The sequence below is a fragment of the Pseudonocardia sp. genome, from assembly GCF_050246655.1.
In the GTDB taxonomy this organism is placed as follows: domain Bacteria; phylum Actinomycetota; class Actinomycetes; order Mycobacteriales; family Pseudonocardiaceae; genus Pseudonocardia.
This window is the reverse complement of record NZ_JBFWVQ010000043.1, coordinates 25355-47532: the sequence shown is the minus strand read 5'-3', so window position 1 is coordinate 47532 and position 22178 is coordinate 25355. Positions and strand designations below refer to the sequence as shown.

20 protein-coding genes and 1 pseudogene are annotated in these 22178 nt (G+C 74.3%); 17 read left to right on the top strand and 4 right to left on the bottom strand.

From position 1 onward, the window contains the following. Positions 1 to 127 (top strand): annotated as a pseudogene (locus AB7J25_RS15780) (IS630 family transposase); the annotation flags it as partial. 488 nt (positions 128 to 615) lie between these two features. Here AB7J25_RS15780 and ychF read toward each other — a convergent pair. After that, on the bottom strand, positions 616 to 1689 hold the full coding sequence (gene ychF, locus AB7J25_RS15775) for a redox-regulated ATPase YchF (protein ID WP_428509643.1): 1074 nt from the start codon (positions 1687 to 1689) through the stop codon (positions 616 to 618). Between the two features lie 158 nt (positions 1690 to 1847). On the opposite strand from ychF, the gene AB7J25_RS15770 reads away from it, so the two are divergent. From AB7J25_RS15770 to AB7J25_RS15750, 5 genes are all read left to right on the top strand, one after another. Next, positions 1848 to 2300 carry a hypothetical protein gene (locus AB7J25_RS15770; protein WP_428509641.1) on the top strand — a complete coding sequence of 151 codons (453 nt, stop codon included), beginning with the start codon at positions 1848 to 1850 and terminating at the stop codon, positions 2298 to 2300. Between the two features lie 509 nt (positions 2301 to 2809). Further along, positions 2810 to 4420 carry a DNA-3-methyladenine glycosylase 2 family protein gene (locus AB7J25_RS15765; RefSeq protein ID WP_428509639.1) on the top strand — a complete coding sequence of 537 codons (1611 nt, stop codon included), beginning with the start codon at positions 2810 to 2812 and terminating at the stop codon, positions 4418 to 4420. A 52-nt stretch (positions 4421 to 4472) separates the two neighbouring features. Beyond that, a complete protein-coding gene (locus AB7J25_RS15760; protein ID WP_428509637.1) occupies positions 4473 to 4967 on the top strand; it encodes a methylated-DNA--[protein]-cysteine S-methyltransferase in 495 nt (164 codons plus the stop codon). Positions 4968 to 5157: 190 nt separating this feature from the next. Beyond that, positions 5158 to 6726 (top strand): DNA recombination protein RmuC, encoded by a 1569-nt coding sequence (locus AB7J25_RS15755; RefSeq protein ID WP_428509635.1) that lies wholly within the window; start codon positions 5158 to 5160, stop codon positions 6724 to 6726. Beyond that, a complete protein-coding gene (locus AB7J25_RS15750) occupies positions 6723 to 7337 on the top strand; it encodes a DUF6542 domain-containing protein (protein WP_428509633.1) in 615 nt (204 codons plus the stop codon). The genes AB7J25_RS15755 and AB7J25_RS15750 overlap by 4 nt, the downstream gene beginning before the upstream one ends. Here the strand turns inward: AB7J25_RS15750 and AB7J25_RS15745 are convergent. Continuing rightward, positions 7334 to 8299: a 4-hydroxy-3-methylbut-2-enyl diphosphate reductase gene (locus tag AB7J25_RS15745; protein WP_428509631.1), complete on the bottom strand. Its 966-nt coding sequence runs from the start codon at positions 8297 to 8299 to the stop codon at positions 7334 to 7336. The genes AB7J25_RS15750 and AB7J25_RS15745 overlap by 4 nt on opposite strands. A 106-nt stretch (positions 8300 to 8405) precedes the next feature. Between AB7J25_RS15745 and AB7J25_RS15740 the strand changes: the two genes are divergently transcribed. From AB7J25_RS15740 to AB7J25_RS15730, 3 genes are all read left to right on the top strand, one after another. Beyond that, complete coding sequence (locus AB7J25_RS15740; protein ID WP_428509629.1) at positions 8406 to 8966, top strand: lipid droplet-associated protein; 561 nt, start codon at positions 8406 to 8408, stop codon at positions 8964 to 8966. A gap of 62 nt (positions 8967 to 9028) precedes the next feature. Continuing rightward, positions 9029 to 10243 (top strand): exodeoxyribonuclease VII large subunit, encoded by a 1215-nt coding sequence (gene xseA / locus AB7J25_RS15735; RefSeq protein ID WP_428509649.1) that lies wholly within the window; start codon positions 9029 to 9031, stop codon positions 10241 to 10243. Beyond that, positions 10240 to 10458: an exodeoxyribonuclease VII small subunit gene (locus tag AB7J25_RS15730; RefSeq protein WP_428509627.1), complete on the top strand. Its 219-nt coding sequence runs from the start codon at positions 10240 to 10242 to the stop codon at positions 10456 to 10458. Before xseA ends, AB7J25_RS15730 begins: the two co-directional genes overlap by 4 nt. A 196-nt stretch (positions 10459 to 10654) precedes the next feature. Here AB7J25_RS15730 and AB7J25_RS15725 read toward each other — a convergent pair whose 3' ends face one another. Continuing rightward, a complete protein-coding gene (locus AB7J25_RS15725; RefSeq protein ID WP_428509625.1) occupies positions 10655 to 11266 on the bottom strand; it encodes a DUF4245 domain-containing protein in 612 nt (203 codons plus the stop codon). Positions 11267 to 11362: 96 nt separating this feature from the next. On the opposite strand from AB7J25_RS15725, the gene glpX reads away from it, so the two are divergent. From glpX to AB7J25_RS15710, 3 genes are all read left to right on the top strand, one after another. Then, entirely contained in the window at positions 11363 to 12439 is a 1077-nt protein-coding gene (glpX, locus tag AB7J25_RS15720) for a class II fructose-bisphosphatase (RefSeq protein WP_428509623.1), read from the top strand. Positions 12440 to 12581: 142 nt separating this feature from the next. Continuing rightward, positions 12582 to 13154 (top strand): L,D-transpeptidase, encoded by a 573-nt coding sequence (locus tag AB7J25_RS15715; RefSeq protein ID WP_428509621.1) that lies wholly within the window; start codon positions 12582 to 12584, stop codon positions 13152 to 13154. A gap of 33 nt (positions 13155 to 13187) precedes the next feature. Next, positions 13188 to 14603 carry a class II fumarate hydratase gene (locus AB7J25_RS15710; protein WP_428509619.1) on the top strand — a complete coding sequence of 472 codons (1416 nt, stop codon included), beginning with the start codon at positions 13188 to 13190 and terminating at the stop codon, positions 14601 to 14603. Positions 14604 to 14787: 184 nt separating this feature from the next. On the opposite strand, the gene AB7J25_RS15705 is transcribed toward AB7J25_RS15710, so the two are convergent. Next, complete coding sequence (locus AB7J25_RS15705) at positions 14788 to 16269, bottom strand: LLM class flavin-dependent oxidoreductase (RefSeq protein WP_428509617.1); 1482 nt, start codon at positions 16267 to 16269, stop codon at positions 14788 to 14790. A gap of 150 nt (positions 16270 to 16419) precedes the next feature. Between AB7J25_RS15705 and AB7J25_RS15700 the strand changes: the two genes are divergently transcribed. From AB7J25_RS15700 to AB7J25_RS15680, 5 genes are all read left to right on the top strand, one after another. Continuing rightward, entirely contained in the window at positions 16420 to 17562 is a 1143-nt protein-coding gene (locus AB7J25_RS15700) for an ABC transporter substrate-binding protein (protein ID WP_428509615.1), read from the top strand. A gap of 7 nt (positions 17563 to 17569) precedes the next feature. Continuing rightward, positions 17570 to 18466, top strand: coding sequence for an ABC transporter permease (locus AB7J25_RS15695; protein ID WP_428509613.1), 897 nt, complete (start codon positions 17570 to 17572; stop codon positions 18464 to 18466). An 8-nt stretch (positions 18467 to 18474) separates the two neighbouring features. Further along, complete coding sequence (locus AB7J25_RS15690; protein ID WP_428509611.1) at positions 18475 to 19245, top strand: ABC transporter permease; 771 nt, start codon at positions 18475 to 18477, stop codon at positions 19243 to 19245. Next, positions 19242 to 20291, top strand: a complete 1050-nt coding sequence (locus tag AB7J25_RS15685) for an ABC transporter ATP-binding protein (protein WP_428509609.1) — start codon at positions 19242 to 19244, stop codon at positions 20289 to 20291. Before AB7J25_RS15690 ends, AB7J25_RS15685 begins: the two co-directional genes overlap by 4 nt. Before the next feature lie 203 nt (positions 20292 to 20494). Beyond that, entirely contained in the window at positions 20495 to 22066 is a 1572-nt protein-coding gene (locus AB7J25_RS15680; RefSeq protein WP_428509607.1) for an ATP-dependent DNA ligase, read from the top strand. Positions 22067 to 22178: the final 112 nt, after the last annotated feature.

Genomic DNA, 22178 nt, shown 5'->3' with positions numbered 1-22178 from the left:
CGACATCCGCGACTGGATCACGACCTGGAACGACAACCCGCGGCCCTACGTCTGGACCAAGACTGCCAACGAGATCCTCGACAGCATCGCCCGATACTGCGCCCGAATTAACGACTCAGGACACTAGTAGCTGAGCGTCGGCTCGGCCCACTCGACGATCGTGTCACCCTTGTGCTGTGTGAGGACCAGCGAAAACCGTCCGCCGCACTCCTCGCAGAAACCAGACAGCGCGATCCTGTGCCGCCGTCCCTCGCCCACGGAGCTCCCGACTGGCGCAGGCATCGAGCGTTGCGTCGAGACCTCGCCCGTCTCAGCGTTGACGTAAATCTCGTTGAAGGCTTGATCCCCGCCCCGGGCGGCTACCTGCACATGATCGATATGCGTTGTGTAGCCGTCGGACTTCGAGCAGATGAGACTCCCTGGTCGGTGTTCGTGACCACTGCAGGCCCTGGCTTGATCATCAACAGCTCCTCGGTGCGCTGCGCGCAGATACCCGAAGCGGACACCTGACATTGGAGGCCTCGCGGTCGGCGGGTCCCATCGCGTCACCGACTGACGAACGGCTGACGAACGACCGAGCGGGATAGCCCGCTGACCAGGAGAAACAGGGACCGATCAGACATTGAACCGGAACTCGACCACATCCCCGTCGGCCATGACGTAGTCCTTGCCCTCCATCCGCACCTTCCCCGCCGCCTTCGCCGCCGCCATCGACCCGGCCTCCACCAGGTCGTCGAAGGAGACGATCTCCGCCTTGATGAAGCCGCGCTCGAAGTCGGTGTGGATCACGCCCGCGGCCTGGGGGGCCGTGGTGCCCTTGCGGATCGTCCACGCCCGGGCCTCTTTCGGCCCGGCGGTGAGGTAGGTCTGCAGGCCGAGCGTCGCGAACCCGGCGTGGGCCAGCGCGTGCAGGCCAGGCTCCTCCTGGCCGATCGACTCGAGCAGCTCGCGCGCCGACTCCTCGTCCAGCTCCAGCAGCTCCGCCTCGACCTTCGCGTCGAGGAACACCGCCTCCGCGGGCGCCACCAGCGTGGCGAGCTCCTTGCGGCGCGCCTCGTCGGCGAGCACGGCCTCGTCGGCGTTGAAGACGTAGAGGAACGGCTTCGTGGTGAGCAGGCTCAGCTCGCGCAGCGGCGCCGCGTCGACCCCGGCCTGGAAGAGCGTCCGCCCGGCGTTCAGGATCTCGACGGCGGACTCGGCGGCCTCCAGGACCGGGCGGCGGTCCTTCTGCATCCGCGCCTCCTTCTGCAGGCGCGGCACGGCCTTCTCCAGCGTCTGGAGGTCGGCGAGGATGAGCTCGGTGGCGATCGTCTCGATGTCCCCCGCGGGGTCCACGCGGCCCTCGACGTGCACGACGTCGGGGTCGTCGAACACCCGCACGACCTGGCAGATCGCCTGCGCCTCGCGGATGTTGGCGAGGAACTTGTTGCCGAGTCCCGCGCCCTCGGAGGCGCCCTTCACGATGCCGGCGATGTCGACGAACGACACCGTGGCGGGCAGGATCCGCGCCGACCCGAAGATCTCGGCCAGCGTCGCGAGCCGCGGATCCGGCAGCGGCACCACGCCGACGTTCGGCTCGATCGTCGCGAACGGGTAGTTCGCCGCCAGCACGTCGTTGCGCGTCAGCGCGTTGAACAGCGTCGACTTGCCGACGTTGGGCAGGCCGACGATGCCGAGGGTGAGGGACACGGACGTCCAGGGTAGTCGCGCCCGCGGGCGGGTCCGGCGGCGGCGCCGGAGGATTCCGGGCCGCATCGCCCGTCACCCGATCGTGGGAAACGCGTTAACGCGGGAGAAGCTGCTTCGTATAGGCCGAACAGACGACGTGCGATGCCTCGGAGGCGCCCGTGACCGCGCAGTTCCCGCCCCGGCTCCTGCTCGCAGGCGCGGTCGTGACCGCCCTGACCGCGAGCGGCGGCACCGTGCTCACCTTCCCCAGCGCCATGATCGGCGGCCCGGCCTCCGTTCCCATGGCCTCCTCCGGGTCCGCGGCGGCGGCCGCGTCCGCCGCGTCCGCCGCGTCCGCCGCGCCCGTCGCGCCTCCGACCGCCACCGGGGCCGACATCGCCGCGCTCGCCTCGGGCAGCGCGGGCGCCGTCGCCGGGGTGCCCGCCGAGCCGGCCCCGCGTGCGGCGAGCGGACGCTCCGGGACGTCCACCGCGCCGTCGCCGGACCCCGACCCCGACCGCGAGGGGCTGTCGGAGTCGGACTGGGCGCGGCTACCGATCAGCCTGCGCCAGCGGGTCCGGCTCGCCTGCGACCAGGGCTACCTGTCGGGTCCGCACTGCGCGCACGCCTGACACGCAGGGTGCGGCGGTCCCTCCCCCTGACCCGCAGGACGGACGACACGGAGCACCCCGGGCCTGACGCCGCTCGCACAGCCCGCTCACGCACAGCCGCTCGCACACACGTGCGAGCCGCGCACACACCCCGTGACGCTCGCACACACGGCCGACGGTATGTGCGAGCACCACCGGGTGTGTGCGAACAGGTCCGTGTCCGATTCCCGCGAGCACCACACCGGGCCCGCCTCGCACACACGTGCGAGCCGCGCACACACCCCGTGGCGCTCGCACACACGACCGACGATGTGCGCGAGCACCACCGGGTGTGTGCGAACAGGTCCGTGTCCGATTCCCGCGAGCACCACACCGGGCCCGCCTCGCACACACGTGCGAGCCGCGCACACACCCCGTGGCGCTCGCACACACGGCCGACGGGTGTGCGCGAGCACCGCCGGGTGTGTGCGAACAGGTCCGTGTCCGATTCCCGCGAGTACCGCGCCGGGGGCCGTGCCAGCATCGGTGGCGTGCGACTCGACGAGGACCTCTGCTACCGCGCCGTCACCGCCCGCGACGCGCGGTTCGACGGCCGCTTCGTCACCGCCGTGCGCACGACGGGGATCTACTGCCGCCCGTCCTGCCCGGCCGTGACGCCGCGCCGCCGCAACGTCGAGTTCCTCCCCACCGCGGGCGCCGCTCAGCAGCGCGGGTACCGCGCGTGCCGCCGCTGCCTGCCCGACGCGGTCCCCGGCTCGCCCGACTGGAACAGCCGCGCCGACCTCGCCGCCCGCGCCATGCGGCTGATCTCCGACGGCGTCGTCGAGCGCAGCGGCGTCCCGGGACTCGCGGCGCGCCTGGGCTACTCGCCGCGCCACCTCAACCGGGTCCTCACCGCCGAACTCGGCGCCGGGCCACTCGCGCTCGCCCGCGCCCACCGCGCGCACACGGCGCGCCTGCTCGTCGAGACGACCGAGCTCGGCCTGGCCGACGTCGCGTTCGCGGCCGGGTTCGCGAGCGTGCGCCAGTTCAACGACACCGTCCACGGGGTGTACGGGGTCCCGCCGTCGACGCTGCGGCGCGAGGCCGCAACCCGGCACCGGGGGCCGCGGCCCGTCGCCGGGGCGACCGTGCTGCGCCTGCCGCTGCGGCCGCCGTTCGACGGGGCGGGGCTGCTCGCGTTCCTCGGCGCGCGCGCCGTCCCGGGCGTCGAGTCCGTCGGCGCCGTCGACGCCATTGACGCAGGCGACCCGGGCGACCCCGTCGACCCCGTCGATGCCGGCTACCGGCGGACGGTGCGGCTGCCGCACGGCCCGGCGGTGGTCGCGCTGACGGTGCCCCCTGCGTCGTCCCCCGCCCCCGCTCCGGGACGAGCGGCCCGCCCGTCCGGACGCCGCCGCGACGACACGTCGCACGTCGTCGCCACGCTGCGGCTGGCCGATCCCCGCGATCTCGGCCCCGCCGTGCAGCGCCTGCGCCGCCTGCTCGACCTCGACGCCGACCCCGTCGCGGTGGACGCCGTTCTCGCCGCCGACCCGGCCCTCTCCACGTCCGTCGCGGCGACACCCGGCGTCCGGCTGCCCGGCACGGTCGACCCGGCGGAGACCGCGATCCGGGCGGTGCTCGGCCAGCAGGTGTCGGTCGCCGCGGCGCGGACGGCCTCTGCCCGGCTGGCCGCAGCGCTCGGCGAGCGCCTCCCGCCCACGCTGGCGTCCAGCACCCTCCCCGGCGGGCCGAAACTGCTCTTCCCCGCGCCGGAGGAGATCGCCGCCCGTGGCGCGGAGGTGCTCACCGGGCCGGCCCGCCGGATCGCGACCGTCGTCGGGCTCGCCGCCGCGATCGCGTCCGGCAAGCTGGTGCTCGACGCGGGCCGCGACCCGGCGCAGCTGCGCGCGGACCTGGTCGCCCTGCCCGGCATCGGGCCGTGGACGGCGGGCTACGTCGCCATGCGCGTGCTCGGCGACCCCGACGAACCGCTCACCGGCGACCTGGCGGCCCGCCACGGTGCCGCCGCGCTCGGCCTGCCCGGTGACGCCGCGGGGCTGCTGCGCCACGCGGCCCGCTGGCAGCCGTGGCGCTCCTACGCCGTGCAGCACCTGTGGCGCGCCGCCGCCGTGGGCCCGCGCCGGAGATCGGCATGAGCGGCCAGGCAGACCGGTCCCTACCAGCGCCCCGACAAGCGAGGAGAACCTCATGACCCCCCTCTGGGACACCGTCGACACCCCGTTCGGACCGTTCACCGCCGTCCTCGCCGACGACGGCGCCGTCCTCGCCTCCGGCTGGACCGCCGAGCTGGACGACCTGCTGCCACTCGTCCATCCCACGCTGCGTCCGGACCCCCGCCGCGGTGACCTCGGGCCGGTCGCCGCCGCGATCACCCGCTACCACGCCGGCGAGCTCTCCGTGATCGACGACGTCCCGGTCCGGCAGCGGTCCGGCGCCTTCCTGGAGCAGGCCTGGGTGGTGCTGCGCACGGTCCCCGCGGGCAGCCCGGTGACCTACACGGAGTACGCGGCGAAGTCGGGGCGTCCGGCGGCGGTCCGCGCGGCCGCGTCCGCGTGCGCGCGCAACGCAGCGGCCTTGTTCGTGCCGTGCCACCGCGTCCTGCGCTCGGACGGCACGCTGGGCGGCTTCCGGTGGGGCACCGCCCTCAAACGGCGCCTGCTGGACCACGAGGCCACCCACTGACCGCCCACTGACCGCGCTGACCGCACCGACACGAACCGACACGAACCGACACGAACCGCCCGGAGCGGCCGCACCGATTCGACCACCTGTTCGACCGCTCGGCGATCAGGCCCGCCCGCTGGCCGGACGGCGGCCTCACCCCGGCGCGTCGGCCCCGGTTCCGTCGGACCGTTGTTGCACGCTGCAGGGCGTGGACGTCGTCACCGCCGTGAATGTGCTGCTCATCGGCCTGATCCTCGGCCTGGTGGTCGGCGCGGGTGTGGCCTGGCTGCACCAGTCGGCGCGCCATCGCATCGCGCAGGCGGACGCCGCGCGGGCCGCGGCCGAGTCCGGGGCGATGCTGCGTTCGGACGCCGCCGCGCTGCGCGCCGAGCGTGCGTCCCTCCTGGAGCGGGTCGAGGAGCTCGCCGAGGAGTGCGAGCAGTCCCGCGAGCGCGCCCGCCGGGCCGAGAGCGAGGCCGCGGCGGCGAGGGCGGCGCTCGCCGGCGAGCGGGATGCGGCGGCCCGCCGCGAGGAGCTGCTCACCCGTCGCGAGGTGGAGCTGAAGGAGGCGTTCGGGGCGCTCTCGGCCGAGGCGCTGGCCCGCAACGGTGAGGCGTTCGCCGCGCTGGCGGAGAGCCGGATCAAGGAGGTGACGGCGGCCCTGGCGGCAGGGGCGCGCGGCGAGGCGCAGGAGCGCGCGAGCGCGATCGGGAAGCTGCTCGACCCCATGGCCGCGGCCCTGCAGCGGGTCGAGGGGCAGCTGCGCACGGTCGAGCGGGAGCGCGAATCGGCCTACGCGGGGCTGCGCGAGCAGGTCTCGGCGATGGGCGCGAGCTCCGAGCAGCTGCGCGCCGAGACGAAGCAGCTGGTCAACGCGCTGCGGGCGCCGCAGGTGCGGGGCCGGTGGGGCGAGCTGCAGCTGGAGCGGATCGCGCAGCTCGCCGGCATGGTGGAGCACTGCGACTTCGACACGCAGGTCGTCGCCGCCGGGCCGGACGGCGGGGTGCGGCCGGACATGGTCGTGCATCTCGCGGGCGGCAAGCAGATCGTCGTGGACGCGAAGGTGCCGTTCGCGGCGTACCTGGAGGCCGTCGAGAGCACGGATGCGGACGTGCACGCCGAGCGGCTCACGGCGCACGCGCGACAGCTCCGCCAGCACGTCGACGCGCTGTCCGGGAAGAGCTACTGGACGGCGTTCGACCCGTCGCCCGAGTTCGTCGTGCTGTTCGTGCCGGGCGACCCGTTCCTGGAGGCGGCCTGCAGGGCCGACCCGTCACTGCTGGAACACGCCTTCTCCCGCAACGTCGTGGTCGCGACGCCCACGACGCTGATCGCCCTGCTGCGCACCGTCGCGTACACGTGGCGGCAGGAGGCGCTGGCCCGCAATGCCGCCCAGGTCCACCAGCTCGGCAAGGACCTCCACAGCCGCCTCGCCACGATGGGCGGGCACGTCGCAAAGCTGGGCCGCAGCCTGGACACGGCCGTCGACTCCTACAACAAGGCGGTGTCCTCGCTGGAGACGCGGGTGCTGGTGACGGCCCGCAAGCTCACCGAGCTGAACGTGGCGGACGGCGAGCTGGCCGCACCGGTGCAGGTGGAGCGCTCGCCGAGGGTCGTATCGGCCCCGGAGCTGGTCGCGTCGGCCGACGAGTCGCTCGTCGCCCTGCACGGCGGGCATCCCGGCCGGCCGTTCGACGCGGCGGAACGCACGCTCCTCCATCCGGAGGACCGTGACGGCGAGCCACATCACGTCGGTCGGGCTACCGTGGCGCGATGAGCTCGACCGATGGCCCCCGCGGCACCGACGCTCCGGGCGCGGACGCTCCGCGCGAGCCGCGACCGGTCCCGCCGGGGTTCCCGATGGCCGAGCGGTCGATCCTGCCGACGGTGCTCGGGCTGCCCCCGGTGGCGGCGCTCTGCGTCGCGGCGGGCGGCACCGGCCTCGGTGTGCTGATCGATCTGCTGCGCATCGGCACGGTCGGGTGGGTCTTCTCCGCGTTCTACTTCACCGGGTGCGTGCTCGGGGTCGCGTGGGTGCGGAGGGCGAGCCTGTTCTGGCCGATGGTGGCGCCGCCGCTGCTCGTCGCGATCGCCGTCCCGACGGTCGTGTTCCTCGCCGCGCCTCCCCGGCCCGGGAGCGGCATCACCGAGAAGATGATCGCCGTCGGCGCGCCGCTCGTGAACGCGTTCCCCTCGATGGCGACGACGACGATCGCGGTGCTCGCGCTCGGCAGCGCCCGGATCCTCCTGCAGCCGCTGCGTCCACGCCGCGTCCGGAGCCCGCGATCCGGCGGGAGCGGCCGCGAGGGCACCAAGGACGCGGCAGCCGCGGCGGGGCGCGCCGACGCCGGGGAACGCGAGCGCCGCCCGAGCGGTCGCCGCTCCTAGCGGGCGCTGCGCGCCGGCCGCAGCTCGCGGGGCAGCGCGAACGTGAGCGTCTCCTGCGCCGTCTCGATCTCCTCGACCTCGCCCCAGCCGCGCTCGGCGAGATGGTCGAGCACGCCGCGCACCAGCACCTCCGGTACCGACGCCCCGCTGGTGATGCCGATCGTCGTGACACCGCGCAGCCACGCGTCGTCGATCTCGCGCGCGTAGTCGATCAGCTTCGCCGCACCCGCCCCCGCCTGCAGCGCCACCTCCACCAGCCGCACGGAGTTCGACGAGTTGCGCGAGCCCACCACGAGCACGAGGTCGCAGCGCGGAGCCATCGCCTTGACGGCCACCTGACGGTTCTGCGTGGCGTAGCAGATGTCGTCGCTGGGCGGGTTCTGCAGCGACGGGAAGCGCTCGCGCAGCGCGCGGACCGTCTCCAGCGTCTCGTCGACCGACAGCGTGGTCTGCGAGAGCCAGATGACCTTCTCCGGGTCGCGCACCGTCACCGCGGCGACGTCCTCGGGCGTCTCGACGAGCTGGATGTGCTCGGGCGCCTCGCCGGAGGTGCCCTCGACCTCCTCGTGACCGTGGTGGCCGACGAGCAGGATGTCGTAGTCCTCGCGCGCGAACCGCTTGGCCTCGTGATGCACCTTCGTCACCAGCGGGCAGGTGGCGTCGATGGTGCGCAGGCCGCGCTCCTTTGCCTGCTCGTGCACCACGGGCGACACGCCGTGGGCGGAGAACACCACGAGGGCACCCTCCGGAACCTCGTCGGTCTCATCGACGAAGACGGCGCCGCGCTGCTCGAGCGTATCGACGACGTGGAGGTTGTGCACGATCTGCTTGCGCACGTAAACGGGTGCGCCGTGCTTCTCCAGAGCCCGCTCCACCGCCTCGACGGCCCGGTCGACGCCGGCGCAGTAGCCGCGAGGCTTGGCCAGCAGGACACGCTTCGTGCCGGTCTCGGGCGAGGTCATGGCGTCCATGGTACGGGCGGCTGCGGGCGCCGGGCCGTGCCCCGGCCCACACGACCAGGTGCGCACCCGGGGTGCCGCAGGCCACGGAGCAGGGAAGAATGCCGGTATGAAGCCGCAACCGCTGCCGCTGCCGGTCCGCGTCGCCGCAGGGCTCGTCGCCACCGCTGTGGAGCAGGTCCGGGACCTGCCGCGGCTCGCGGTCGAGCTGCCGGTGACGGCGGTGAGCCAGGCACTGCAGACCTCGATGCGGGTCCAGCAGACGATCACCGATCTCGCGATCAAGGGCGACCGCGTCCTCGGCATGCTGCGCCCCCTCGAGGAGAAGCCGAGCTGGGCGACGTTCGACGAGGATCTCGAGGAGGACGGCGGCCGTCCGACGAACGGCGTCACGCCGCTGCGCCGCCCCGAGCCCGAGCGGATCCCCGTCGCCCGCCCGCCGGCGCCGGTGACGGCTGCCGCGGCTGAGCCGGACGGGCCCGAGGAGCCGGACGGCCCGAGCGTCCTGCCGAAGTACCCTGAGCTCTCGATCCCCCAGCTGCGCGCGCGCCTGCGCTCGCTCACCGTGGACGACCTTCGGCTGCTGCTGGCCTGGGAGAACGCCCACGAGGCGCGACCCGCGTACGTCACGATGCTCACCAACCGGATCGCCACGGTCACGGCGAGTTGACCCGTCCCGAGCCCACCTCGGCCGACGCGCCCTGGCCGGTGCGGACGGTGGCGCGCAAGATCATGGAATGGGTGGATCGCCTGGGCGCGGTGTGGGTGGAGGGGCAGCTCGCGCAGGTCACCGCCCGCCCGGGCACGAACACCGCGTTCCTCGTGCTGCGCGATCCCGCCGCCGACGTGTCGCTGCAGCTCACCGCCCCGATCCGGCTTGTACGCGACGGCGGGGCCGCGGTCACCGAGGGCAGACGGGTCGTCGTCCACGGCAAGCCGTCGTTCTTCCCGGCCCGCGGCACGCTCTCGCTGCGGGTCGACGAGATCCGCGCCGTCGGCATCGGTGAGCTGCTCGCCCGCATCGAGCGGCTGCGCCGCCTGCTCGCCGCCGAGGGGCTGTTCGACCCCGCCCGCAAGCGCCGCCTGCCGTTCCTGCCGGGGCGCATCGGCCTCGTCACGGGCCGGGCGTCGGCGGCCGAGCACGACGTCGTCACGAACGCGACGACGCGCTGGCCTGCGGTTGAGTTCCGGATCTGCCACGTCGCCGTGCAGGGTGGGCTCGCCGTCGCACAGATCGTGGACGCCCTCGACGCCCTGGACCGCGACCCGGACGTGGACGTGATCGTGCTGGCCCGCGGCGGCGGCAGCGTCGAGGACCTCCTGCCGTTCTCCGACGAGACGCTGTGCCGGGCGGTCGCCGCGTGCCGCACGCCGGTGGTGTCGGCGATCGGCCACGAACCCGACACCCCGCTCGTGGACCACGTCGCCGACCTGCGTTGCTCCACCCCCACCGAGGCCGGGCGGCGGCTCGTCCCGGATCTCGCGGAGGAGACCGCCCGGATCGCCGGGCTGCGCGACCGGGCGCGGCGGGCGCTGGCCGGCTGGGTCGACCGTGAGGAGCAGCTGCTCGCACAGCTGCGCGCCCGCCCGGTGCTGGCCGACCCGGTGTCGGCCCTCGACGCGCGGGCCGGGGACGTCACGCGGCTGCGCGATGCGGTCCGCGGGAGCGTCCTGCGCGGGCTGGAGCGCCGTGAGCACGACCTCGCCCACGTCCGCGCGCGGCTCACCGCGCTCGGCCCGGCCGCGACGCTGGCCCGCGGCTACGCCGTGGTGCAGCGTGTACCCGGCGACGGCATCGCCGGGATCCCGCCGGTGCTGCGCTCGGTCGGCGAGGTGACGGCGGGCGACCGGCTGCGGATCCGGGTCGCGGACGGGGCGGTGTCGGCGACCGTCGACGGTGCGGAGCCTGCGGGTGCGCGCCCGCAGGCGGGGAAGGGAACGGCATGAGCGAGCCCGCGGTGGACGGCCTCGACTACGAACAGGCCCGCGACGAGCTCGCGGACGTCGTGCGCCGCCTGGAGCAGGGCGGGTTGTCGCTCGACGAGTCCGTCGCGCTGTGGGAGCGGGGAGAGGCGCTCGCCCGCCGCTGCGAGGAGCGGCTCGCGGGCGCGCGCGAGCGGGTGCGGGAGGTGCTGGACCGCACGGACGGCGCCGGCGACTGATCCGATCCCCGGCGCGGGGCGGACCCCGAGCGTGCACCCGCTCACCCCTCGGCCTGCAGAACCGCACACTCGGCGGGCCGAGCGCGCATCGACCGTGCACCCACTCAGCTCCCGGCCTGCCTGACCGCACACTCGGCGGGCCCGCTGGCCACCGATGAAACGCGCAACTCGCGGCCATGAGATGCGCAACTCGCGGTCACCGGGGCGGGGGTGTCCCCGCAGGCAGCGTCTCCCCCGCGAGCGTGGCCTCGGCGAGCGTGCGGAACTCGTCCTCGCCCGCGCTGCCCGTGACGAGCAGGCGGACGCCGGCCACGTCGGCCACCCACAGCGCTTCGTCCCCGCCGTAGACGACCCACCGCGTACCGCCCACGTCCACGACACCGGTCGGCGGGGGCACCGTCCCCGCCACGTCGCGGACGAGCGCCTCCTCCGGGGCGTCGGACTGCACGAGCTCCAGGTAGCGGCCCGCACCGGTGACGTACCCGGCCCGGACGGCGGTGCCGGGCCCGCCGGCGACGGTGGCCCGGTCCACGGCGTTGCTGCGCCATCCCGGTGGCACGGCCGGGATCCGGACGGCGAACGGCGCCAGCCGCGCCGCGTCGCGCAGGAGGGCGGGCGCGTCGACGGCGGGGCCGGCGGACGGGTCGATCTCGGGCCCGCCCGGGGCGAAGGAGCACCGGGACAGGCCACCGAGGAGCAGCACCACCGGCAGCAGCACGAGGATCGCCCCGACGAGCTGGCGCGGCCCCAGCGCGCTGCGCGGGGGTGGCCTGCGCGGCTCGTGTGGCGGGGTGGGGTCGAACGTCACATCCCGGATCGTTCCAGCCGAGGCGTCAGCAGGTCCGGCGACCGCCGTCCGTCTGCGAGGATCGGCATCCGGAGCGGTAGACACAGGAGGCCGGGTATGACTTCGCAGTCGGGTGGGTCTCAGCCGGGCGGCGCGCGCAGGCGGGAGGCCCCGGACCGGAACCTCGCGATGGAGCTGGTCCGGGTCACGGAGGCCGCGGCGATGGCCGCCGGGCGGTGGGTCGGACGCGGCGACAAGAACGGTGGCGACGGCGCGGCGGTCGACGCGATGCGCCAGCTCATCGGCAGCGTCTCGATGCGCGGCATCGTCGTGATCGGCGAGGGTGAGAAGGACGAGGCGCCCATGCTCTACAACGGCGAGCGGGTCGGCAACGGCGAGGGCCCCGAGGTGGACGTCGCCGTGGACCCGATCGACGGCACGACGCTGATGAGCAAGGGCATGCCGAACTCGGTCGCTGTGCTCGCGGTCGCCGAGCGCGGAGCGATGTTCGACCCCTCGGCGGTGTTCTACATGGAGAAGCTCGCCGTCGGCCCGGAGGCGGCCGATGTGATCGACATCACGGCGCCGATCGCGGAGAACGTCCGCCGGATCGCGCGGGCCAAAGGCACGGACGTCGCCGACGTGAGCGTCTGCATCCTGGACCGCCCGCGCCACGACGGGATCGTCAAGGAGATCCGACGGACGGGTGCACGGATCCACTTCATCAGCGACGGCGATGTCGCCGGGGCGATCTCGGCGGCGCGTCCGAACACCGGCATCGACCTGCTCGTCGGCATCGGCGGCACCCCGGAGGGGATCATCGCCGCCGCCGCACTCAAGTGCATGGGCGGCGCGATCCAAGGCAGGCTGTGGCCCCGCGACGACGACGAGCGGATGAAGGCGATCGACGCCGGTCACGACCTGGAGAGGGTGCTCAGCACGGACGACCTGGTGCGCGGCGACAACGTCTTCTTCTGCGCCACCGGGATCACGGACGGCGATCTGCTGCGCGGCGTGCACTACCGGGCGGGCGGGTGCACCACGCAGTCGATCGTGATGCGGTCGAAGTCCGGCACCGTCCGGATGATCGACGGCTACCACCGGCTGACGAAGCTGCGCGAGTACTCCTCCGTCGACTTCGACATCGCCGACGAACTGCTGGCCGAGCAGGAGCACAACCCGCCCCTGCCGTGATCGAATCGTGAGCACGGGGTCACTCGATCGGATCTCAACTCACCCGCTCCGGCCGGAGATCATCCTTGTGGTCGGGGTCGTGCGCTGTACGGCGGGCGGGGCGGGACGGGGGTTCGCGATGCGGGTGTCTCAGGTGCTGGGCATGGCGTTGGTCGCGTTGGGCACGGTGGTGGCGGTCGGCGCGGCGGCCGCGCCGATGACGGGGCCGGTCGTCAGTGAGCCGGTGACGGCCGAGCCGATGACCACCGAGCCGATGACCACCGAGCCGGTCGTCGCGGCGTCGGCCGCCACCGCGCCGGCGGTCGCGGTCCCCGACGCGGCGCCGGCACCCGCCGCCGTCCCGGCACCGGTCCCCGCGGTCGTCGCGGGCACACCGTGCTCCCCGGCGGCCCGCGCGTGCGCGGACCTGTCCTCGAACCAGGCCTGGCTGATCCGGGACGGGAAGATCGAGTACGGCCCCACGAAGATCGTGCACGGGAAGTCCGGGTACCGGACCCCGGCGGGGACGTTCCGGGTGTTCTTCAAGAGCCGCAACCACGTCAGCTCCATCTACGACGTGGCGATGCCCAACGCGGTGTTCTTCAACGGCAACATCGCGTTCCACCAGGGCCCGCTGCGCGGCGGATCGCACGGGTGTGTGCGGCTGTCGAAGTCGGCGTCGCAGGTGTTCTTCGCCACGCTGCAGCGCGGCGACGTCGTCCAGATCGTCCGGTAGCGCACCCGGCCCGCGCCCGTGTATGCCGGGCACATGACGAGCGACGACGCCCGCGAGGCCACCGCCTACCGCATCGAGCGCGACACGATGGGCGAGGTGCGGGTCCCCGCGGAGGCACTGTGGCGGGCCCAGACGCAGCGGGCCGTGGAGAACTTCCCGATCTCCGAGCGGGGGCTGGAGCGCGCCCAGATCCGGGCGATGGGCCTGGTCAAGGCCGCGGCAGCGCGGGTGAACGGGCGGCTCGGGATGCTGGCCTACGATGTCGCGAAGGCGGTCGCGGCGGCGGCGGACGAGGTGGCGGCGGGCCGCCACGACGACCACTTCCCCGTCGACGTCTTCCAGACCGGCTCAGGCACCAGCTCGAACATGAACGCCAACGAGGTGATCGCCGAGCTCGCCGCGCGGGGCGGGGTCGACGTGCACCCGAACGACCACGTCAACGCCTCGCAGTCGTCCAACGACGTCTTCCCGACGACCATCCACCTCGCCGCCACCGAGGCGCTCGCCACCGACGTGATCCCGGCACTGGAGTACCTCGCGGCCACCCTGCGCCGTCGCGCCGCGGACTGGGCCGACGTCGTCAAGGCCGGTCGCACGCACCTCATGGACGCGGTGCCGATCACGCTGGGCCAGGAGGCGGGGGGCTGGGCCACCCAGGTCGAGAACGGCGTGGCGCGGCTGCGCGACGCACTGCCCCGGCTCGGCCAGCTGCCGATCGGCGGCACCGCGGTCGGCACGGGGCTCAACGCCCCGGACGGGTTCGGGGCCGCCGTGGTGGCGGAGCTGCGCACCGCGACAGGTCTGGATGTGCTCTCCGAGGCGCCCGACCACGTCGAGGCGCAGGGCGCCCGGGACGGCCTGGTGGAGGCCTCGGGGGCGCTGCGGACGGTGGCCGTCTCCCTGTTCAAGATCGCGAACGATCTGCGCTGGCTCGGCTCCGGGCCACGGACGGGGCTCGCCGAGCTGCACCTGCCGGACCTGCAGCCGGGCAGCTCGATCATGCCAGGCAAGGTCAACCCGGTGATCTGCGAGGCGACGATGATGGTCGCCGCGCAGGTGCTCGGCAACGACGCCACGGTGGCCTTCGCCGGTGCCCAGGGCAACCTCGAGCTGAACGTGATGATGCCAGTGATGGCCCGCAACGTCCTGGAGTCGGCGCGCCTGATCGCCGCCGTCTCGCGCCTGCTGGCCGACAAGGTCGTCGCGGGTGCCGAGGCGGACGTCGAGCGGGCGCGGGAGTACGCGGAGTCCTCGCCGTCGATCGTCACGCCGCTGAACCGCTACCTCGGCTACGAGGAGGCGGCGTCGATCGCGAAGCAGTCGCTGGCGCAGCGCAGGACGATCCGCGACGTGGTGCTGGAGCGCGGCCACGTCGACGCCGGGAAGCTGACCCTGGAGCAGCTCGACGCGGCGCTGGACGTGCTGGCGATGGCCCGCGGCGGCCGCTGACCGCGAGTTCCGCATCCCACCGCCGCGAGTTGCCGGTCTCCCGCCCGCGAGTTGCGCATCCCGCCCCCGCGAATTCCGCATCCCGCCCCCGCGAGTTGCCGGTCTCCCGCCCGCGAGTTGCCGGTCTCCCGCCCGCGAGTTGCGCATCTCATCAGGTCGTGATGCGGATTCCGTCGGGCTCGGGTCACAGCAAGGCTGCGAGCAGCGGGGCGCAGCGTTCCAGGTCCTCCGAATCCCGAAGGTCCGGCACGGCGAGGAACACCGTCCCGACGCCCGCGCCGGCCAGTTCCCGATAGCGGCGCGCGTGCTGTGCGGGAGTCCCGGCGTGATGGCGGGCGGCGAACGTCGCGGCTCGGGTTCGCCCGCGCAGCCGCTCCACGCGCGCCGCGGCGTCGTCGCGGTCCGTCCCGACCACCGCCACGTCCAGCACGGTCACCTCCACCTCGGCCGGGTCGCGGCCCGCGGCGGCGCACGCCCGGCGCAGCACGTCGATCCGCTGTGGAAGCCGGTCGTCGGCCGCGACGTTGGCGCCGTCGGCGAGTTCCGCGGCGATCCGCAGGGTCCGTTCCCCCGCACCACCGACGATCACCGGTACCGGCCCGATGGGCCGCGGGTAGCACGTCGTCTCGGGCAGCGCGACGTACCGGCCCGCGTGCGGCCCGGTACCGGGTGCCCAGAGCGCGCGCAGCGTCTCGACGCCGGCGGCGAGCCGATCGAGCCGCTCCGGCGCGGACGGCAGGGTGAGCCCGTACGCCGCGTGCTCGCGGGCCCACCAGCCCGCGCCGAGACCGCAGAAGGCGCGCCCGCCGCTCAGGACGTCAAGGGTCGCAACGGCCTTCGCAACGAGTCCCGGCGCCCGCATCGACACGGGCGAGACGAGCGTGCCGAGCCGCAGCCCGGTGGGCAGGCCCGCGAGCATCCCGAGCGTCACGTACGGCTCCGGGATCGGTTCCCACGCCCGTCCGACCTGCGGAATCTGGACGAGGTGGTCCATGAGCGCGAGGCCGTCGAAGCCCACGGCGTCCGCGGCGAGGGCGACGTCGCGCACCCATCGCGCCGGGTCGTCGCCCCAGGGGAAGCGCGACAGCTGCAGCATCACCCTGACAGGACGCGCATCACGGCCTGATGAGATGCGCAACTCGCGGCCGCGAGATGCGGAACTCGCGGGGGCGACGGCCACCCCGGGGACCGCGTCACCCCCCACCACGACGACCCGGTCCCAACCCTCCCCCGCCGCCGTCGCGGCCAGCCCGCGCACACGGCGCAGCTGGCCGGTGAGCACCGTCGCCGGGACGGGCCGGTCCCGGCCACGGTTGCGTTCCCGGCACAGCGCCGCAGGGGTGTCCAGCACGACGAGCACGGCCGCCAACCCCGCCGCCCGGGCCAGCCGCAGATGCGCGGCGCGGCGGGCGTCGTCGAGGCCGAGGGTGTCGACGACGGTGGTCAGCCCGCGGCCGGCCCGCGCGGCGACGATCCGGTCCAGCAGCTCGAACGCGTCCCCCGACGCATCGAGGTCCGCGGGCCCGCTGCCGACGATCCCGCGCAGCGCGTCGGAGGAGACGATCTCGACGGCTCGGTAGCGGGCCGCGGCCCACGTCGACTTCCCCGAACCCGCAGCTCCGGCCAGCACGACGAGCGCCGGGTCGGGCAGCGGAGAGGTCGTCACGGGCGCGAGTCTGCCCGGCCGGCAACCACCAGGTCACGATCTCGTTCACCCGCCCGCCCAGCGGTTGTCACGGCCGCGCCATGTCGTGCACGCTTCGGCCGCCGAGGGTGATCACCGGCGATCACCCTGTCGAGCGATGTGGAGGACGCAGTGCGACGAGAGCGCCAGATCGCGGTCGTGCTCGGTGCGGTGCTGGCGACGGCACTCACCGGCTGCGTGAGCTCGGGCGGCGGTGGTGGGGGCGGTGCGGCGGGCGGCGACGCGTCGGCGTGGGCCACCGCCACGTCGGCTGCGGAGGGCGGCGGTTTCGACGCGCTCGTGGCCGCCGCCAAGGAGGAGGGCACGCTCAACGTCATCGCGCTGCCGCCGGACTGGGCAAACTACGGCGCGATCATCACGACCTTCTCCGACAAGTACGGCATCAAGGTCGAGTCGGCGAACCCGGAGGGTTCCAGCCAGGACGAGATCAACGCCGTCCAGCAGCTGGGCACGCAGGAGCGCGCGCCGGACGTCCTGGATCTCGGCCAGTCCTTCGCGCTGGGCAACATCGCGCTCTTCGCCCCCTACAAGGTGCAGACCTGGGACTCGATCCCGGCGGCGAACAAGGACCCGAACGGCGCCTGGGTCAACGACTACGGCGGGTTCATCTCGATCGGCTGCAACAGCTCGCTCGTCCCGAACTGCCCGACGACGATCGCCGATCTCGCGAAGCCCGAGTACTCGGGCAAGGTGGCGCTCAACAGCGACCCGACGCAGGCCGCGTCCGCGTTCGCGTCGGTCTGGGCGGGGGCACTCGCCAACGGCGGCTCGCTCGACAACATCCAGCCCGGCGTCGAGTACTTCGGCACGCTCTCGAAGAGCGGCAACCTGCTGAAGATCGACCCGACGCCCGCGACCATCCAGAGCGGCCAGACCCCGATCGTCCTGGACTGGGACTACCTCAACGTCACCGAGACCGAGAAGAACAAGGCCAGCTTCGACTGGAAGGTCGCCGTGCCGAGCGACGGCCTGTTCGCCCAGTACTACGCTCAGGCGATCAACAAGAACGCCCCGCACCCGGCGGCGGCCCGGCTGTGGCAGGAGTTCCTGTTCTCCGACGAGGGTCAGAACCTGTGGCTCGCCGGCAAGGCCCGCCCCGTCCGGCTGGACGAGATGACCACAGCGGGCACCGCGGACCAGGCGCTGCTCGCCGCGCTGCCGCAGGTCGAGGGCGAGCCGCAGTTCCCCACCCAGGAACAGACGGACGCGGCGAAGGAGGTCGTCGCCACGACGTGGGCGAGCGCCACGTCGTGACACGGCCGTGACCCTGCTGGAGACGCCCGCCGCGGACCCCGCACCCCCACGGCGGGCGGGCCGGGCGTGGGCCCTCCTCGGGTTGCTGCCGTTCGCCGCGTACCTGCTCGTGTTCCTCGGCGGCCCGCTGTTCTTCGTGATCAGCGGGGCGCTCTCGACCGCCGACGGGCGTCCCACGCTGGACAACGTCATCGCGTCGCTGACGGCGCCGCAGTACCGGGCCGCGTTCGCGTCGAGCCTGTGGATCTCGGCGCTGACGGCGCTGATCGGGGCGGTCGCGGGGGCGTTCCTCGCCCAGGCGGTGGTGGTCGGGCGGCAGGGCGGCCCGCTGCATCGGGTGACGGCGACGGGGTCCGGGGTGCTCGCCTACTTCGGCGGGGTGCCGCTGGCGTTCGCCTTCATCGCCGCCCTGGGCCAGACGGGCCTGGCGACGCTCTGGCTGCGCGCCGCGGGCCTGGACCTCTACGCCGCGGGGTTCCGCATCGACTCGCTCACCGGCCTCGCGCTCACCTACGTCTACTTCCAGATCCCGCTCATGGTCATCCTGATCACCCCGGCGCTCGAGGGCCTGCGGCCGCAGTGGCGGGAGGCCGCGGAGAACCTGGGGGCGTCGTCGTGGGCGTACTGGCGGCACGTGGCGCTGCCGGTGCTCGCGCCCGCGCTCGGCGGGGCCACGCTCGTCCTGTTCGGCAACGCCTTCGCCGCCTACGCGACGGCGCTGGCGCTCACCAGCGGGCAGATCCCGATCGTGCCGACGGCGATCGCGGCGGCGCTGTCGGGCAACGTGCTGACCGGCCAGCAGAACGTCGGGCTCGCGCTGGGCCTCGACATGGTGCTCGTGATCTCCGTGGTCATGGTCGGCTACCTGTGGCTGCAGAAGCGCGCCTCCCGGTGGACGCGGTGAGAGGACGGGTGAGGCCTTGGCGGGCGGTCGTCCTCGGGCTCGCCGCGGTGTACTTCCTGATGCCGCTGATCGCCGCGGCGGAGTTCAGCCTGCGCGTCCCCGGCGGCTACGGGCCGACGAACTACCTCGCCGTGGTGCGGGACGCGGCGCTGTTCGAGGCCGTGCTCACCTCGCTCGGGATCGCCCTGCTCACCGCCGCGCTCACGCTCGTCCTCGTGGTGCCCACGGCGGTGTGGGTGCGGCTGCGGCTGCCGGGCCTGTCGGGCCTGCTGGAGAGCGTGACGATCCTGCCGATCGTCATCCCACCGGTCGTGATGGCGGCGGGGATCGCGTTCGTGCAGGCCAACCTGGGTGGCCCGGTGTTCCGGGAGCTCTTCGCCTCCTCCACGACGGCGCTGACCCCGTTCTACGTGGTCCTCGCGGTGCCGTTCGCCTTCCGCGCGATCGACAACGGGCTCGCCGCGGTCCCCCTGCGCACACTCGTGGAGGCCGCCCGCAACCTCGGCGCCGGTCGCGCGACGACGCTGGTGCGGGTGGTCCTGCCGACGATCCGCACCGCCGTGCTCGGCGCGGCGTTCCTGACGCTCGCGCTGGTGCTCGGCGAGGTCGTGATCGCGCGGATCCTGCTCTACACCGACACCTTTCCGGTCGCGGTGGTCGAGGTCGGCCGCACGGCGGCCGGCGTGTCGGTCGCGCTGTCGCTGGCCGCGCTCGTGCTGACGTGGCTTCTGCTGCTCGCTGTCTCGTTCGCGGGCGGCCGGACCGGGAGGTCGCGATGACCGCGCAGGCACCACCGGCGACGCAGCGCGGGGTCGCCGTCGAGTTCCGCGGCATCCGGCGCAGCTTCGGCGCCACCCACGCGCTGGACGGGCTGGACCTCGCGCTGAAGCCCGGCGAGCTGCTGGCGCTGCTGGGCCCGTCCGGCTGCGGGAAGACGACGGCGCTGCGGCTGCTCGCCGGGTTCGACAAGCCGACGGCGGGCCGCGTGCTGATCGGCGGCAAGGACGTCACGGACCTGCCGGCCGCGCGCCGCGACACCGGCATGGTGTTCCAGGCCTACTCCCTGTTCCCGACGATGACGGCCGCGGAGAACGTCGGCTTCGGGCTGCGGATGCGCAAGGTCGCGGCGGCCGCGCGCGCGAAGCGGGCCGCCGAGCTGCTGGAACTGGTCGGGCTCGGCGACCGCGGCGGCGCCTACCCCCACCAGCTCTCCGGTGGCCAGCAGCAGCGGGTGGCGCTGGCCAGGGCGCTCGCGGTGTCGCCGTCGGTGCTGCTGCTCGACGAGCCGCTCTCCGCGCTGGACGCCCGGGTGCGGGTCCAACTGCGCGACGAGATCCGCCGCGTGCAGCTCGCCGAGGGCATCACGACGCTCTTCGTCACCCACGACCAGGCCGAGGCGCTCGCCGTCGCGGACCGGGTGGCGGTGCTGTTCGGCGGGCGGCTGGAGCAGGTCGGCACGCCGCAGGAGGTGTACGGCTCCCCGGCCACCGGATTCGTCGCCGAGTTCGTGGGGGTGCAGAACACGCTCACCGCCGAGGTCGTCGGCGACCGGGTGCGGGTGCTCGGCGTGGAGGTGCCGGTGGTGGGCGCGCTCGGTGACGAGCCGGTCGTGGCCGTGCGCCCCGAGGAGCTGACGGTCGGCGCGGACGGCGAGCGCGGCACCGTCGTCTCGTCGACGTTCCTGGGGCCGGTGACGCGGCTGGTCGTGTCGGTGGCGGAGGGCGAACTGATCGTGGACGCCGTCTCCCGGCCGGGACTGCCGGGGATCGGCGAGACCACCACCGTCGGGCTGGCGGCCGACCGGGTGCGTGCCGCGGCGACCTGATCCGCCGTTCCGGGCCACGGGGATGGCGCCTGCCGCCCCGCCGCCCGTCTCCGTGGCCGTCAGGGGCCGCCTCACAGGGACAGCACACGCCTCGCAGACGCCGCAGCCCCTGCGAGGCGTGCGGGAGGTCTGCGAGGGGGAGGGTCGTCCAAGAGTCCGTCGAGTGCGCGGAAACGTCGGGGGTCGCTGGCACCATCGGGTCCGTGCTGCTCGCCGAGGTCGTCGCCACGTCCGCCGCGGTCGGGGCCACACGCGCCCGCCTGGCGAAGCGGGACGCGCTGGCCACGCTGCTGCGGGCGGCCCCGCCGGAGGAGGTCGAGGCAGCCACGGCGTGGCTCGCGGGCGAGCCCCGGCAGGGGCGGCTCGGGGCGGGCTGGCGCACGCTGTCCGCCCTGGACGTCGCAGCCGCCGCCGATGCCACCCTCACCATCACGGCGGTCGACGCGCTGCTGGACGCGCTCGCCGCCACGTCGGGCTCCGGGTCCACGGCCCGGCGCGCGGCGCTGCTCGCGGAGCTCTTCGGGGCCGCCACCGCCGACGAGCAGCGGTTCCTGGTGCGGCTGCTCACCGGCGAGCTGCGCCACGGGGCGCTGGAGGGCGTGATGCTGGACGCCGTCGCGGCCGCCGCGGACGTCCCGGCGGCGGTGGTGCGCCGGGCGTTCATGCTCTCGGGCCGGTTGCCGCAGACGGCGGCGCTCGCGCTCTCCGGCGGCGCGGCGGCGCTCCAGGCCGTCACGCTGCGGGTGGGCCGGCCGGTGCGGCCGATGCTCGCGAGCCCCGGGTCGTCGCTGGACGCGGCGCTCGCCACCCTGGGTCCCGAGGTCACCGTCGAGTACAAGCTGGACGGAGCGCGCATCCAGGTGCACCGCGACGGCGACGACGTGCGGGTCTGGACGCGCACGCTGCGCGAGGTCACCGCCGGGGTGCCGGAGCTGGTGGAGCACGTCCTGGCGCTGCCGTGCCGCACCGCCGTGCTGGACGGCGAGTCGCTCGCCCTCGACGACGACGGCCGCCCCCGGCCGTTCCAGGAGACGATGAGCCGCTTCGGGGCGGACGGGTCGCCCACCCTGCTCAGCCCCTTCTTCTTCGACCTGCTGCACCTGGACGGCACCGACCTGATCGACGAACCGCTGCACGCCCGGCTGGCCGCGCTGGACGGCCTGCTGGCCGCGCACCCCGCCCTGCGCATGCCCGGGCGTCGCCGTCCCGGCGCCGAGGAGGCCGCGGAGGTGCTGGACGCCGCGCTCACCGCCGGGCACGAGGGCGTCGTCGTCAAGGCGCTGGACGCCCCGTACGCGGCGGGGCGGCGCGGCAAGGCGTGGCAGAAGGTGAAGCCGGTGCACACGCTCGATCTCGTGGTGCTCGGCGCGGAGTGGGGTTACGGGCGGCGCACGGGGAGCCTCTCGAACATCCACCTCGGCGCCCGCGACCCGGACGGCGGCGAGCCGGTGATGGTCGGCAAGACGTTCAAGGGCATGACGGACGAGCTCCTGGCCTGGCAGACCGCCACGTTCCCGGCGCTCGCCCGGCGGGAGCAGGCCGGATCGAGCGACAGCGACGGCCATGCGCAGGGCACAGCGAGCAATGAGCACAGCCACGAGCTGCTGCTGCGCCCGGAGCTGGTCGTGGAGATCGCGCTGGACGGGGTGCAGCGCAGCACCCGCTACCCCGGCGGGGTGGCGTTGCGGTTCGCCCGGGTGGTGCGCTACCGGCCGGACAAGACGCCCGCCGACGCCGACACGATCGACACCGTGCGGGCCCTGCTGCCGGGCTGACGACGGCGAGGCGGCGGACGCCGCTGGTACCCTCGCCCCGTCCGCGCCCGCCGCGCGGCACGACTTTCCGCCACCGGAGGGGGAACCGTGGGCGCCGTCGACGCCTCCGTCT

What these genes read in the sequence shown, in the direction of transcription:
- AB7J25_RS15760 (WP_428509637.1), top strand. Translation starts at nt 4,473, where the DNA reads ATGACCCCCCTCTGGGACACCGTCGACACCCCGTTCGGACCGTTCACC.
- glpX (WP_428509623.1), top strand. Translation starts at nt 11,363, where the DNA reads ATGACTTCGCAGTCGGGTGGGTCTCAGCCGGGCGGCGCGCGCAGGCGG.
- AB7J25_RS15750 (WP_428509633.1), top strand. Translation starts at nt 6,723, where the DNA reads ATGAGCTCGACCGATGGCCCCCGCGGCACCGACGCTCCGGGCGCGGAC.
- AB7J25_RS15715 (WP_428509621.1), top strand. Translation starts at nt 12,582, where the DNA reads ATGGCGTTGGTCGCGTTGGGCACGGTGGTGGCGGTCGGCGCGGCGGCC.
- AB7J25_RS15745 (WP_428509631.1), bottom strand. Translation starts at nt 8,299, where the DNA reads ATGACCTCGCCCGAGACCGGCACGAAGCGTGTCCTGCTGGCCAAGCCT.
- AB7J25_RS15710 (WP_428509619.1), top strand. Translation starts at nt 13,188, where the DNA reads ATGACGAGCGACGACGCCCGCGAGGCCACCGCCTACCGCATCGAGCGC.
- xseA (WP_428509649.1), top strand. Translation starts at nt 9,029, where the DNA reads ATGGAATGGGTGGATCGCCTGGGCGCGGTGTGGGTGGAGGGGCAGCTC.
- AB7J25_RS15730 (WP_428509627.1), top strand. Translation starts at nt 10,240, where the DNA reads ATGAGCGAGCCCGCGGTGGACGGCCTCGACTACGAACAGGCCCGCGAC.
- AB7J25_RS15685 (WP_428509609.1), top strand. Translation starts at nt 19,242, where the DNA reads ATGACCGCGCAGGCACCACCGGCGACGCAGCGCGGGGTCGCCGTCGAG.
- AB7J25_RS15740 (WP_428509629.1), top strand. Translation starts at nt 8,406, where the DNA reads ATGAAGCCGCAACCGCTGCCGCTGCCGGTCCGCGTCGCCGCAGGGCTC.